The organism is Amycolatopsis sp. (genome assembly GCF_035546795.1).
Lineage (GTDB): Bacteria > Actinomycetota > Actinomycetes > Mycobacteriales > Pseudonocardiaceae > Amycolatopsis_E.
This window is the reverse complement of record NZ_DASZWC010000008.1, coordinates 24,867-35,177: the sequence shown is the minus strand read 5'-3', so window position 1 is coordinate 35,177 and position 10,311 is coordinate 24,867. Positions and strand designations below refer to the sequence as shown.

11 protein-coding genes are annotated in these 10,311 nt (G+C 69.0%); 5 read left to right on the top strand and 6 right to left on the bottom strand.

Annotated features, from left to right (window positions below):
* Positions 1–103 precede the first annotated feature (103 nt).
* Both VHD82_RS08170 and VHD82_RS08165 read right to left on the bottom strand, forming a co-directional pair.
* On the bottom strand, positions 104–1,252 hold the full coding sequence (locus VHD82_RS08170) for a C1 family peptidase (RefSeq protein ID WP_325698948.1): 1,149 nt from the start codon (positions 1,250–1,252) through the stop codon (positions 104–106).
* A 135-nt stretch (positions 1,253–1,387) separates the two neighbouring features.
* Positions 1,388–2,023: an NAD(P)-dependent oxidoreductase gene (locus tag VHD82_RS08165; RefSeq protein WP_325698945.1), complete on the bottom strand. Its 636-nt coding sequence runs from the start codon at positions 2,021–2,023 to the stop codon at positions 1,388–1,390.
* A gap of 90 nt (positions 2,024–2,113) precedes the next feature.
* Here VHD82_RS08165 and VHD82_RS08160 point away from each other — a divergent pair, with 90 nt between their 5' ends.
* Positions 2,114–2,695 carry a helix-turn-helix domain-containing protein gene (locus VHD82_RS08160; protein WP_325698942.1) on the top strand — a complete coding sequence of 194 codons (582 nt, stop codon included), beginning with the start codon at positions 2,114–2,116 and terminating at the stop codon, positions 2,693–2,695.
* On the opposite strand, the gene VHD82_RS08155 is transcribed toward VHD82_RS08160, so the two are convergent.
* Positions 2,667–3,173: a GbsR/MarR family transcriptional regulator gene (locus tag VHD82_RS08155; RefSeq protein ID WP_325698939.1), complete on the bottom strand. Its 507-nt coding sequence runs from the start codon at positions 3,171–3,173 to the stop codon at positions 2,667–2,669. The two genes, VHD82_RS08160 and VHD82_RS08155, sit on opposite strands and share 29 nt — an antisense overlap.
* Positions 3,174–3,267: 94 nt before the next feature.
* On the opposite strand from VHD82_RS08155, the gene VHD82_RS08150 reads away from it, so the two are divergent.
* From VHD82_RS08150 to VHD82_RS08135, 4 genes are all read left to right on the top strand, one after another.
* Complete coding sequence (locus tag VHD82_RS08150) at positions 3,268–4,164, top strand: ABC transporter ATP-binding protein (protein WP_325698936.1); 897 nt, start codon at positions 3,268–3,270, stop codon at positions 4,162–4,164.
* Positions 4,161–5,756, top strand: coding sequence for an ABC transporter permease (locus VHD82_RS08145; protein ID WP_325698933.1), 1,596 nt, complete (start codon positions 4,161–4,163; stop codon positions 5,754–5,756). Before VHD82_RS08150 ends, VHD82_RS08145 begins: the two co-directional genes overlap by 4 nt.
* A gap of 71 nt (positions 5,757–5,827) precedes the next feature.
* Complete coding sequence (locus VHD82_RS08140; RefSeq protein ID WP_325698930.1) at positions 5,828–7,093, top strand: MFS transporter; 1,266 nt, start codon at positions 5,828–5,830, stop codon at positions 7,091–7,093.
* On the top strand, positions 7,090–8,547 hold the full coding sequence (locus VHD82_RS08135) for an NAD-dependent succinate-semialdehyde dehydrogenase (protein WP_325698926.1): 1,458 nt from the start codon (positions 7,090–7,092) through the stop codon (positions 8,545–8,547). Before VHD82_RS08140 ends, VHD82_RS08135 begins: the two co-directional genes overlap by 4 nt.
* Here VHD82_RS08135 and VHD82_RS08130 read toward each other — a convergent pair whose 3' ends face one another.
* Genes VHD82_RS08130 through VHD82_RS08120 form a run of 3 tightly spaced genes read right to left on the bottom strand, consistent with a single transcriptional unit; the run spans position 8,548 to position 10,308 of the window.
* Positions 8,548–9,003 (bottom strand): pyridoxamine 5'-phosphate oxidase family protein, encoded by a 456-nt coding sequence (locus tag VHD82_RS08130; protein ID WP_325698923.1) that lies wholly within the window; start codon positions 9,001–9,003, stop codon positions 8,548–8,550.
* A gap of 19 nt (positions 9,004–9,022) precedes the next feature.
* Entirely contained in the window at positions 9,023–9,568 is a 546-nt protein-coding gene (locus tag VHD82_RS08125; RefSeq protein ID WP_325698920.1) for a helix-turn-helix domain-containing protein, read from the bottom strand.
* Between the two features lie 11 nt (positions 9,569–9,579).
* Entirely contained in the window at positions 9,580–10,308 is a 729-nt protein-coding gene (locus tag VHD82_RS08120; protein ID WP_325698917.1) for an aspartate/glutamate racemase family protein, read from the bottom strand.
* Positions 10,309–10,311: the final 3 nt, after the last annotated feature.

The following is a 10,311-nucleotide window of genomic DNA, read 5'->3' as shown; positions in this document are numbered from 1 at the left end:
GGGGTGTTCGGCTCGAAATTGCCGGTCGGGGCGAGGCCGTCCGGCTTGCTGTCGACCTCATCGGTTTCACTCGTGGTCATGCTTTAGCTCCCCTGCTGGAAGATCAGAAGGTGGTTTGGACCATGACTAACTCGTCGTTCTGCACGAACGGGCTGACGGGATGACCGCCAGCCCGCGCGTCGGCGAGCAGCGCGAGTTGCCGTGCGCTGTTCGTCCCCCCAGCGAGCCGGGTCCAGCCCAGGTTCTCCAAATACGCCCATTCGCCCGCATCTTGCGCCGAGACGAACAGACCGAGCGTGCGCTGCGCTGGTAGCCAGGCACGCAGACTTGCGCCCTTGCAGCCGAGCGTCGTCGGCCTTGGCTCCGGATAGTCCTCGATGAACGCCTCACCGTAGGCGATCCGGAAGAATCCCTCATCGCCCCAGCCGGTACCCCACGAGTTCTTGGCGATCCAGCAGCCCTGGTCGTCGTCCCAGCCGATCAGGGCGACGCAGTGCCCGCCGCTCTGCACTTCCGTGGTGTGCCGGTAAACCCCGCCGGTGTAGTGGAAGAAGTCCTCGTAGACGACCATGCACGCGGTCACCGGCCCGTAGCCGTAGATGTGGTGCTTGATCCCGGCCGGATCCCTGGTCAAGTCGACCATTTCCGCCGCGTGCGCGACCCGGTTCGGCCAGTCCGGGTTGAGCGAACCGGTGCCGGTGTCGTGATAGGGCCAGTAGTCCTCGAACGTGATCCCGGTCGAAATGCAGTCGGCGAGCAGATCGTCCGGCCAGGAGCCGCTCGTGCTCGTGTACTCGCGCTCCTTGGCGTGACCGAAGAATAGGTGTGCCTCGGACAGATCCAGGTCCAGGCCGGCCCGGCGCCGGGTATACGCCGCGGTGCCCTCCAACACCGCGACAACCCCGAACGCCGTGCACGACCCGCACTCCCCCTGATCCTTCACCGGTGTGGTGAAGTCCCCATCGCACGTCTTGCGCAGGTCGAACGACCTTGGCAACTCCCCCGACGGCGCGTTGGCCGCGGTGCACTTCTGCCCGGCGGTCCCGAGCGCGGCTTCGGACATCAGCCTTGGCAGTTCCGCCCTGGCCTCGACCTCACCCGCGCTCGGGGCCGGCACCCCCAGCCGCACCGCACGCGACTCGTCCCCCAGCCTGCTCAGCAAGGTCTCCCCTGCTTGCCACGGATCCCCAAGCGTGGCAAGGGAATCGCGGATCGCCGCGATTTCCTCCTCGCAAGAGCGATCGGAGCTCATGCATCCTCCAAGGGGGGCGTACTCAACCAACGCCACCTATGACGCGTCACCGCGGCGCGCAGATACACAGCGGCAGAAGTTTTTTCGAAGCCCCTGGTCGGACGCGGGCACTTTCACCCGTTCGGCCCAATATCGCTAACCCTTGGCCACCGATACCGCCGTCCGGATGAGACGGTCGTCCCCGGTGGCACGAAGCAGGAAGTCGGCGAGATCGGCCCGGCCGAGGTTGAAACTGCCCCTGACATTTCCTGCCACGTTGCTGGCGATTTCCCCACTGTGCGGCCAGTTCGTGAGCCGCGGCGGCCGGACCACCGTCCACTGCAGACGACTCGTCAGCACCTGCCGCTCCATCTCGCGCATGTCCGCGTAGCCGTCGCGCAGGATCCGGATAAGCACCGGCTTGATGATCTTTCCGGTGAAGAAACCGTCACCCTCGGTGTGCATCCCACTGTTGCTGACGACAAGCAATCGCTGTACACCAACCGTTTCCATCGCCGACATGATGCTGCGAACACCGTCACGGCAGACCGTCGTCGGCCCGCGGCCACGCGGCCCGAGCGCCGAGATCACCGCGTGCCGCCCCGTGATCGCGGGCGCGATGGCCGCCGGGTCGAACACGTCCGCCACCATCACTTTGAGCCGTTCGTGCGCCGACACCGGGAGCCGGGCCGGATCCCGGACCACGGCGGTGATCTCGTGCCCCGCCGCGAGTCCCTGGCGAACCACCTCGGTACCGGTTCCGCCGGTGGCCCCGAAAACCGTGAGCTTCATTGTTCCCTCCTCTGGGGTGAGTGTTCACTCACCAGCTATGGTTAGTGAGTACTCACCTACCGTCAAGCGAGCACTGAGAGCAGGCTGAGAATGGGCACGCGGGAAGAGATCCTCGCCGCCGCGGCGCGGATCATGCGCGAACAGGGCTACGCGCGGGCGACAACGAAGGAGATCGCGCGCGCGGCCGGCTACTCGGAAGCGGCGCTGTACAAGCACTTCCACGACAAGACCGAGATCTTCCTCGGGGTGCTCGACGGGCAGCTGCCCGCGCTCGGCGGTGTGCTGGCGGAACTGGCCGCCAACACAGGAAAGGGCACCGTGCGCGCCAACCTGGTCAAGGTCGCGGAAACCGCTTTACACTTCTACGAGGAGAGTTTCCCCATCGCCGCCTCCCTGTTCGCCACCAGGGAGCTGCTCACCGCGCACCGCGACGGCGTCCGGGCGCGCGGCGCCGGCCCGCGTCATCCGCAGCTCGGCCTGAGCCGGTACCTGCGCGCCGAGCAACGGCTGGGCAGGCTGCCGCGCACGGCGGATCCGGACGCGATGTCGGCGCTGCTGCTCGGCGCCTGCTTCCAGCAGGCGTTCCTGGGACACTTCGACGTGGACGAGAACACCGATCACGCCGTGTTGGCGAGGAGCCTGGTCAAGGCCCTGCTGCACGGCCTTCATTGAGCCGCTGTTCGCGCCAGCGCTCGATGAGCAGCGGCAGCTCCTTGGCCAGGTAGTCGAAGAAGTCCCTGGTCTCGGCGAGACGTTTGCCCGCGGCGCTGTCCGGGCCCACGGCCGCCATGCCCTCGACAAGCACCTTGGACAGCTCCGAGAAGACCCGGTCCTCCTTGTGCAGCACGGTTTCGTACCAGAACTCGTCACCGATCGTGAAGTGGTCGCGCCGCTCGCCCGGGCTCCGGCCTCGCTGCACCATGCCGACCTGCTCCAGGTAGCGCACCGCGCCGGACACCGCGGCCGGGCTGATCTTGAGCACCTCGGCCAGCTGCGCGGCCGTCAGCGCGCCGTCGTTCGCCACCAGCGTCGCCCCGAAGACGCGCGCGGGCATTCGCGCCATCCCCGCGTTGTAGAGCACCGTCGCCATCTTCTCCACGAAGGGCAGGGCGTCGTCGTCCACTGGCTCTGAGGGCGGCTGGCTCGACATGTCTCCATCCTTCCTGACGCCCCCAGTGAGCTTCACGGCATCCATACATTTTCTTAACTTCACAACTTTGTGAAATCAGTGTAGCTTCCTCGGCATGGGTAACGCCATCTCCGTTTCCGGCCTGACGAAGACGTTCGGGCCGACGAAAGCCCTCGACGGGCTTGATCTGCAGGTCGCTACGGGCGAGGTGCACGGCTTCCTCGGCCCGAACGGCGCCGGTAAGTCCACCACCGTCCGCGTACTCCTGGGGTTGCTACGCGCGGACTCGGGCAACGTGGAACTGCTCGGCGGCGACCCCTGGCGCGACGGCGCGAGCCTGCACAAGCGGCTCGCGTACGTCCCAGGTGACGTCAACCTGTGGCCCAATCTCTCCGGCGGCGAAGTGATCGACCTGCTCGGACGCCTGCGTGGCGGGCTCGACCAGCGCCGGCGCAAGGAGCTGATCGAGCGCTTCGACCTCGACCCGAAGAAGAAGGGCCGCACCTACTCCAAGGGCAACCGGCAGAAGGTGGCCATCGTCGCCGCGCTGGCCTCGGACGTGGAACTGCTCATCATGGACGAACCCACCTCGGGCCTCGATCCCTTGATGGAGGCCACTTTCCAGTACGCGATCGAGGAGGAGCGCGATCGCGGCCGCACCGTGCTGCTGTCCAGCCACATCCTCGCCGAGGTCGAGGCGCTGTGCGACCGGGTCAGCATCATCCGCAACGGGCGCACGGTGGAAACCGGAACGCTCGCCGACATGCGGCATCTGACCCGCACGTCGATCACCGCCGAACTGGCCGGGCATCCCAACGGGCTGTCCACCCTGCCCGACGTGCACGACCTGAAGGTCGAGGGCAACCGGGTCCGGTTCGACGTGGAGACCCACTCGCTGGACAAGGTGCTGCGCCAGCTGACCGACGTCGGCGTGCGCAGCCTGACCAGCCAGCCGCCGACGCTGGAAGAGCTGTTCCTCCGGCACTACACCACCGAGGCGAGCGCGAAATGAACCGACTCGTGGGCACCCGGCACCTGGTCCGGCTCGCGCTGCGGCGGGACCGGGTCGTGCTGCCGATCTGGGTGGTCGTGATCGCCCTGATCCCCGCGGCGACGGCCCGGCTGTACGAGCAGTTCTATCCCGACGAGGCCAGCCGCCTGTCGCTGCAGGCGGGTTCGGCGGCGAACCCGTCGACGAACCTGATCTACGGGCCGGCGTTCGACCTGACCACCGCGGGCGGCTACACCGCGTGGAAGTACCTGACCTTCCTCGGCCTTTTTCTCGCGCTGGCCTGCATTTTCACCGTCACCCGGCACACCAGGCAGGAGGAGGACACCGGCCGGCAGGAGCTGCTGTCGTCCACCGTTACCGGTCGCTACGCGGCGTTGACCGCGGCGCTGCTCGTCTCGGGGCTCGCGTCGGTGGCCACCGGGCTGCTCGCCACGGTGAGCCTGCTCGTGGTGGGACTGCCCGGCGCCGGGTCGGTCGGATTCGGGCTGAGCCTGGCGCTGACCGGGCTGTTCTTCAGCGGCGTGGCGGCCATCGCGGGGCAGCTGGTGGAGTACTCGCGGACCGCGAACGGGCTGGCGTGTGCGGTGCTCGGCGTGCTGTTCATGGTGCGGGGAGTCGGCGACTCGGCGAAGGACATCAGCTGGCTGTCGTGGGTTTCGCCGCTGGGCTGGGCCGTGCAGATCCGGCCGTTCGCCGGTGATCACTGGTGGGTCGCGGCCCTGCTCCTCGTGGCGACCGCGGTGGTTTCCGGGACCGCATACTGGCTGCTGCCCAAGCGCGATGTCGGGATGGCCATCCTGCGCAGCCGCCCCGGTCCTGCCGGCGCGGCACCGAGCCTGCGCTCGCCGTTCGCGCTGGCGTGGCGGCTGCACCGCGGGATGCTGACCGGCTGGTTCGCCGGATTCGCGCTCTGCGGCGCCGTTTTCGGCTCGCTCGCCGCCGGGATCGGTGACGTGGTCGGCAACAGCGCGCAGGTGCAGCAGATGTTCGAACGCCTCGGTGGGGCGTCGAAACTGGTGGACGCCTACCTCGCGGCGATCGCCGGGATCGCGGGCATGATCGCGGCGTTGTATGCCGTACAGGCCACCCTGCGGATGCGGTCCGAAGAGGTCGCCGTGCGGCTGGAACCGTTGCTCGCCACCAAGGTCCGGCGGTTGCAGTGGGCCGCGAGCCACCTGGTGTTCGCCTGGCTCGGCAGCGCACTGCTGCTTGGTGTGTTCGGCGCGGCGGCCGGGTTGTTGCACGGCCTGCGGGTCGGCGGGGTCGCGCACGAGACGTGGACCGTGTTCGGCGCGACGCTCGCGCAACTGCCCGCGGTGTGGGTCGTCGCCGGGATTGCCTTGCTGGTGTTCGGTTTCGCGCCCAAGGCCGCGACGGCGGGGTGGTCCGCGGCGTCGCTCTCGCTGGCACTGGCGCTGTACGGACCGGTACTCAACCTGCCGCAGGCGGTGCTGGACATCTCGCCGTTCACCCACATCCCGAAGCTGCCGAGCGCGACGCTGACCGTGACGCCATTGCTGTGGCTGGCCGGAATCGCGCTGGTGGCGCTGGCCGCGGGCCTGACAGGTTTCCGCAGACGCGATATCGGGTAAATAGCACCTGGGGGGAGAGCCCGGGACACGTCGGGGGCCCGGGCTCTCTTACGCTGCGGCACAGTGGAGACGTGACCGATCCTGGGGGATTGTTCCGGCACACGGGGTTCCGCCGGCTGTGGACGGCTGACGTGCTCAGCCAGTTCGGCGACCGGATCACCGTGCTCGCGCTACCGCTGCTCGCTGCGACAACGCTGCAGGCGTCGGCGTTCCAAGTCGCTTCACTGCGCACGGTGCAAACGCTTGCGTACCTGGTGCTCGGGTTGCAGGCGGGCGCCTGGTGCGACCGGATCAGATTGCGGCCAGTGCTGATCGGCACCGATCTGGGCCGCGCGCTGGCCTACGGTTCGGTGCCGATCGCGGCGGCGTTCGGCGTGCTCACGCTCTGGCAGCTGTTCGCGGTGGTGGCCGTGGCCGGGGTGCTGGCGGTGTTCTTCGAGGTGGGGCACCAGACTTTCCTGCCGCGTCTTATCGAACGGGACAGGCTGATCGAAGGCAACGCGCGACTGCAGGCGAACATCTCGGTCGCCGCGGTCACAGCGCCAAGCGCGTCCGGATTTCTCGTGCAGTACCTCGGCGGGCCGTTCGCGATCGGCGTCAACGCGGTCAGCTTCCTGTGGTCGGCGGCCTGGCTGCGCGGAATCCGCGACCGGGAACGGGTGCCCCGGCCGGAAACGCGCCCTCCGCTGCGGACACAGATCCGGGAGGGCGTGCGGTTCGTCTTCCGGCACCCGCTGCTCCGTCCACTCGCCGAGACGACCGCGCTGGCCAGTCTGTTCCAGTCGTTCCAGCTCGCGGTCTCGGTGCTGTTCCTGCTCCAGGTCATCCACCTGACGCCCGGCCAAATCGGGCTGGTCAGCACAACCGGTCTCCTCGGCGCGATGACCGCCGCACTGTTCGGCCGCCGGCTTGCCGCGCGAATCGGCGAAGCGCGGGCGATGTGGCTCGGCGGGGTGGTCATCGCCGTCGGGTACGTGCTCGTCGCGTCGACCACCGGCGGCGCGGGGATCGCGTGCTATCCGGTCGGGAACTTCCTCGCCTCCGGCGGGATCACCGTGCTGAACATCCTGCAGGTGAGCTTCCAACAGACGGTCACGCCGGAAGGGCTGCGCGGCCGGGTGACCGCGACCATGCGGTTCATGATCTTCAGCATGGCACCGATCGGCAGCCTGCTCAGCGGGGTCGTCGCCGCGACGGCCGGGATGCGGGCCAGCCTCTGGATCGCGACGGCCGGGCTGACGCTCGCCGCGCTGCGGCTCGTCTTCTCGCCGCTGCGCCGGATGCGGACGCTGCCCGACGCATACGTGGCAACGGAGCCGGGTAGCCGTCCCGCATGAGCGACATCGTCAAGCGGGTACCGAAGCAGCTCTTTCTCGCCGGGCAGTGGCGGGACGCGGCGGACGGCAGCGTGTTCGCGGTGCAGGATCCGGGCACCGAGGAGCCGCTCGCCGAAGTCGCCGACGCCCAAGACGCCGACGTGCGCGAAGCCATCGAAGCCGCCGTCGAGGCGCAACGCGACTGGGCGGCCACGCCACCGCGCGAGCGGGGCGAGGTCCTGCGCCGGGCGTGGCAGCTCATGACGGACCGCGCCGACGAGATCGCCGAGCTGATGACGCTTGAGATGGGCAAAAGCCTCACCGAGTCCAAGGCCGAGGTGGCCTACGCGGCCGAGTTCTTCCGCTGGTTCTCCGAAGAGGCCGTACGCATCGAAGGCCGCTACGCACGCAACCCCGCGGGCGGCGGGCGGATGCTCGTGTCGAAACACGCCGTAGGCCCGTGTGTGCTGATCACGCCGTGGAACTTCCCGCTGGCGATGGGCACCCGCAAGATCGGCCCGGCGATCGCGGCCGGCTGCACGATGATCGTCAAACCCGCCCAGCTCACCCCGCTGTCGATGCTGAACCTCGCCGCGCTGCTGCGCGAAGCCGGTCTGCCGGACGGAGTACTCAGCGTGCTGCCCGCGACCTCGGCGAGCCGCGTCGTCGGGCCGGCGCTGGAGGATCCCCGGATCCGCAAGATGTCGTTCACCGGCTCCACCGAGGTCGGCCGCAAGCTCGTCGAGCAGTGCGCGCCGAACCTGCAGCGGATGTCGATGGAACTCGGTGGCAACGCACCGTTCCTCGTCTTCGACGACGCCTCGCTGGACGACGCCGTGCAGGGCGCGGTCACCGCGAAAATGCGCAACAACGGCGAATCCTGCGTTGCGGCGAACCGGTTCCACGTGCAGTCCTCGATCGCGGACGAGTTCGTGCGGCGGCTCACCGAAGAGATGGCCGCGATGCCGGTCGGGCACGGCACCGAGGACGGGGTCAAGGTCGGCCCGTTGATCAACGCCGAGCAGCGGGACAAGGTGATCGAACTGGTTGACGACGCGCTCGCCCGCGGCGCTCGCGCCACTACCGGCGGAAAACCCCTTGGCGGCAAGGGTTTCTTCTACCCGCCGACGGTGCTGACCGGCGTCCCGGCGGACGCGCGGATCCTGCGCGAGGAGGTGTTCGGCCCGGTCGCGCCGGTGACCACGTTCGACACCGAGGACGAGGCCGTGGCGCTGGCCGACGACACCGAGTTCGGGCTGGTGGCCTACCTGTTCACCCGCGACCTCGAACGCGCGATCCGGGTCGGTGAGCGGCTGTCGACCGGGATGGTCGGGCTCAACACCGGGCTCGTGTCCAACGCGGCCGCGCCCTTCGGCGGAGTGAAGGCCTCGGGCTTCGGGCGCGAAGGCAGCCACGAGGGCATCGAGGAGTACGTCGAGGTCAAGTACATGGCGCTGGCACTCAAGGACGGGTAGTTACTCCCGCTCGACCCTGCGCAGCCCGTGCGCGGACGTCCACCACTCGATGACGAGCAGGGTGGCCTTGTCGTTGAGATGGGTGTGTGTGACCTCGTCGATCTCGACGTGGAAGAGGTCGCCGCCGGGGCCTTCGGTGATCGGCCCGGCCGCGATCGCGCGGCCGGAGATCTTCGCTTCACCCGGCCATTGCGCTTCGGCTCCTTCGACCGGGTCCACCGTCGCGCTGTGCAGGGCGAACCGCGGATCCCGTCGGAGATCCGCGCCCTTGCGGGCGTTCGGCATCGAGCCGAAGGTCAGCCTGCCGTCTTCGAAGGTGGTCTCGATCCCGGAGATCCGCGGCGACCCGTCGGCCCGCAGCGTCGCGATCGTCTTGTGCTTGTGTGCGTCGAACAGCCGCCGTACGCGCTGCGCGAACTCCGGCACCGCCTGCTCGAAGTCCTGCCAGGTCGTCATACGCCGAATCCTCGCGGAACTAGCGCTGCGGGCGCAATCCGTCGATGAGGACGCGCGCCAGCGTGTTCGAGTGGCGCTGCAGCGCCAGATAGCTCGACAGCAGCGCCGGCAGGTCCTCCGGCTCGACGTCCGGCCGTACCGCACCCACGGCCTGAGCCCTCCGCAGCAACCGGCCGAACTGCACCCGGAACTGCGTCTTCGGCTCCTCCGGCGTGGACATCGGGGCGCCCAGCGCGTCACACAACGCCTTGTTCAGCAACGCCTGCTGGACGACCGCCTCGAAGTACCCGAAGAACGCCGCGCCGGGATCCGCCGCGTCCAGCCGCTCGGCGGCCTGTTCGGCGAGCCGGTCGATGCGGTCCATCACGACGGCCTCGAACAGCGATTCCTTGCTGGGAAAATGCCGGTAGACCGTGCCCGCGCCGACCCCGGCCCGGCGCGCGATCTCGTCCAGGGGCACGGCCGGGCCCTCGTCCGCGAAGGCCTCTTGCGCCGCCGCGAGCACCCGCGCCCGGTTGCGACGGGCGTCGGCACGCAGGGTCGGTTTCACGGTGGGGCCGTTCATCACCGGCGATTCTAGGCGGTTACGCCGCCGGTCAGCACCGGTCCACCGCGCCAGGACGGCAGCGGCCGCTCGCCGCCGGCCACCTCGTATGCCGCGGTGGCCAGCAGGCGCGTGGAATCCAGCGTGGGCAACGGCGACACCTCGGGCGTGACCAGGAGCGGGATTTCCGTGCACACCAACGCCACCGCGTCGCAGCCGCGATCGGCCAGGCGCTCGATCACTCGCACGTACTCGCCGCGCGAGGACTCGCTGAACACACCCTTCACCAGCTCGCCGAAGATGATGTCGCTGACCAGCTCCCGGTCCTTGGCGTCGGGCAGTTCGAAGGCGATGCCGCGGCGACCGAACGCCTCCGGGTACACCGGGCCGTCCATCAGGTACTTCGTGCCCAGCACCCCGACCCGCCCGCGGCCGTCCCGCGCCGCGCGCTCGGCGACCACCTCGGCGATGTGCAGACCCGGCAACGGGAACTCCGGCCCCGGCCGCTCCAGCGCCTGGTGCACCGTGTTGTCCGGACAGACGAAGAAATCCGCGCCCGCACGGGCCAGCCTGCCCAGGCTGACCGCCATCGTCTCGCGGATCGCGTCGTAGTCACCCCGCTCGTAGGCGGGCATGCACCGGGCGAACGGGATGCAGTCCAGCGTCACGTCCGGATGCTCGTCCGCCTGCGCGCAAAACGTGCGGAAACACAACGCCGCACCCTCCGCGCTGTGTCCGAGGATGCCGAGATGTCCAGCCATGTC

Excerpts from the sequence above, each read along its gene's own strand:
- VHD82_RS08170 (WP_325698948.1), bottom strand. The coding sequence starts at position 1,252 with ATGAGCTCCGATCGCTCTTGCGAGGAGGAAATCGCGGCGATCCGCGAT.
- VHD82_RS08165 (WP_325698945.1), bottom strand. The coding sequence starts at position 2,023 with ATGAAGCTCACGGTTTTCGGGGCCACCGGCGGAACCGGTACCGAGGTG.
- VHD82_RS08160 (WP_325698942.1), top strand. The coding sequence starts at position 2,114 with ATGGGCACGCGGGAAGAGATCCTCGCCGCCGCGGCGCGGATCATGCGC.
- VHD82_RS08155 (WP_325698939.1), bottom strand. The coding sequence starts at position 3,173 with ATGTCGAGCCAGCCGCCCTCAGAGCCAGTGGACGACGACGCCCTGCCC.
- VHD82_RS08150 (WP_325698936.1), top strand. The coding sequence starts at position 3,268 with ATGGGTAACGCCATCTCCGTTTCCGGCCTGACGAAGACGTTCGGGCCG.
- VHD82_RS08145 (WP_325698933.1), top strand. The coding sequence starts at position 4,161 with ATGAACCGACTCGTGGGCACCCGGCACCTGGTCCGGCTCGCGCTGCGG.
- VHD82_RS08135 (WP_325698926.1), top strand. The coding sequence starts at position 7,090 with ATGAGCGACATCGTCAAGCGGGTACCGAAGCAGCTCTTTCTCGCCGGG.
- VHD82_RS08130 (WP_325698923.1), bottom strand. The coding sequence starts at position 9,003 with ATGACGACCTGGCAGGACTTCGAGCAGGCGGTGCCGGAGTTCGCGCAG.
- VHD82_RS08125 (WP_325698920.1), bottom strand. The coding sequence starts at position 9,568 with ATGAACGGCCCCACCGTGAAACCGACCCTGCGTGCCGACGCCCGTCGC.
- VHD82_RS08120 (WP_325698917.1), bottom strand. The coding sequence starts at position 10,308 with ATGGCTGGACATCTCGGCATCCTCGGACACAGCGCGGAGGGTGCGGCG.